This window comes from uncultured Succinatimonas sp. (assembly GCF_905203285.1).
Lineage (GTDB): Bacteria > Pseudomonadota > Gammaproteobacteria > Enterobacterales > Succinivibrionaceae > Succinatimonas.
On the sequence record NZ_CAJKVK010000147.1, the window covers coordinates 1 to 1,911 of the forward strand.

A 1,911-nucleotide genomic window follows, 5' to 3' on the forward strand; every position below is an offset into this window, starting at 1 on the left:
GTAGTGCAACGTACGTTTGCGCGAGAGCAGGTCATTGCCGGGCATCCTATAATGCTGATATGGCTCAGTTGGTAGAGCGCACCCTTGGTAAGGGTGAGGTCCCCAGTTCGATTCTGGGTATCAGCACCATCAGTTAAGAAAGCTGCCGCAGAAGAAATCTCCGGCAGCTTTTTTATTTTCCGCGCAGCAAAAAATCAGCGGCAAAAGTGCCGCTGTCATTTTTATATTTTTATTTGAATCTTATTGTCTTAGCTTTTTAATTTGCAGATAAGATAGTGCGAAGGCGGTTTTGCAGATTGTTTTAATATGTGAAATCCGGCCTTTTGGCATGCTCTTAGTGCTTTAATATCATTAAATCCTACACAAGTTGAAATGTAAGAGTAGGGACTTTGTTTCAGGCTTTTAACGCAGTAACGCTGCAGTTTGGTGCTAAGCCCTTGCCCGCGATATTTTTCATCGATAACGATTACAAGATCATGAACGATACTTGCGTCAAATTCGGCTTCGTTAAACATTAAAAAAGAAAAACCGATAACATCTTCCTTATCATTCTTTATTATGTAGCAAAGATGTTCATATTCTTTATTCCATAACTTAATAAGCCAAGGGACGCCAGCCCCGCAATATTTATGGTAGATTGCGATAGCTTTGGGGTATTCGTTTTTTGATGCAGTTTTAAAAATAAAATTATCAGATCTTTCTTCGCTTGGGATCGGTAAAAGTTCAGCGCGTTTTATGTTGGCCTTTAAGAGCAAGCGATCGCGCTTTAAATGATGAAGAAAATGTGCAATTTCCATTATTATGCTCATATTTTGTGCGTAAAATTAAATTTACGCACTGTTTTAAATCAATGCTTAAATCAGTTTTAAAGGATTAGTATACTAACCTATCTTTACAACAATCTGTTTATTTTACTATGTAAGAGGTTTAATCCTATGTTCTGCTTGAAACAAAAGATCTTATGCGGTATTGCCGCTTTATGCACAGTTTTATCCGTCCAAGCCGAAGATAAGATTATGCGAGTCGGTGCCGAGCCTGCTTATGCTCCTTTTGAGTTTATCGACGAAGAGACCAAAGAGTTAACCGGTTTTGATATTGAGTTAATTAAAGCCATCGCGGAAGTTGAAGGTTATAAGATTGAAATCAATACCATGCCGTTTGATGCGCTGATTCCCGCACTGCTCACTAATAACGTTGATGTTATCTTATCGGCAATTACTATTACCGAGGAAAGAAAAAAACGCGTAGCATTCTCCGTTCCTTATTATGATTCAGGTCTTACCATTTTGATTAATGAAAAAGATAAAGATAAGGTTAAGAGCGTAAGCGATCTTGAAGGACAGAAGATCTGTGTTCAAATCGGTACCACCGGTGCCAATTACGCATCAACTCAGATTAAAGGCGCTACCGTATCTCAGTTTAATACTGCTCCCGAGTCTTATTTGGAGTTAAAAGCAGGCGGCTGTGTTGCTGCTATTAATGATCGTCCGGTTAACGATTATTATCTTGCTACCAATAAGTCAGAAGGAATTATTTCCCTGCCCGGTACCCTCTCTTCAGAAAGCTATGGTATCGCCATGAGAAAGACTGATGAGGCTATGGTTAAGGCCGTTAATGACGGTTATCAGAAGTTAAAGGAAAACGGAACTTTGGATAAGATTTATTCTAAATGGTTCGGTTCTTCTAAATAAGATGAAAATGTCCCTGTCTTATTGACAGGGACATTAATAATCAATAGAATATACGCCCATCGGTGATTAGCGCAGTCCGGTAGCGCATCTGGTTTGGGACCAGAGGGTCGTAGGTTCGAATCCTACATCACCGACCATCTGAAATTCCTTCCTTTTAATTTTTTCACCCTAAATTTACAGTCTAGGTAAAATCGTCTTTAGATTTCTTTAAGCAGATCGC

2 protein-coding genes and 2 tRNA genes are annotated in these 1,911 nt (G+C 39.2%); 3 read left to right on the forward strand and 1 reads right to left on the reverse strand.

Translation table 11 applies throughout. The features are described from left to right. Nucleotides 1-53 precede the first annotated feature (53 nt). A tRNA-Thr gene (locus QZ019_RS09695) sits at nucleotides 54-129 on the forward strand. Between the two features lie 119 nt (nucleotides 130-248). Here the strand turns inward: QZ019_RS09695 and QZ019_RS09700 are convergent. Continuing rightward, nucleotides 249-809, reverse strand: coding sequence for a GNAT family N-acetyltransferase (locus QZ019_RS09700; protein ID WP_295484617.1), 561 nt, complete (start codon nucleotides 807-809; stop codon nucleotides 249-251). Between the two features lie 126 nt (nucleotides 810-935). On the opposite strand from QZ019_RS09700, the gene QZ019_RS09705 reads away from it, so the two are divergent. Then, nucleotides 936-1,691 (forward strand): basic amino acid ABC transporter substrate-binding protein, encoded by a 756-nt coding sequence (locus QZ019_RS09705; protein WP_295484618.1) that lies wholly within the window; start codon nucleotides 936-938, stop codon nucleotides 1,689-1,691. Nucleotides 1,692-1,751: 60 nt separating this feature from the next. Continuing rightward, nucleotides 1,752-1,828 (forward strand) — tRNA-Pro (locus QZ019_RS09710). Nucleotides 1,829-1,911 lie beyond the last annotated feature (83 nt).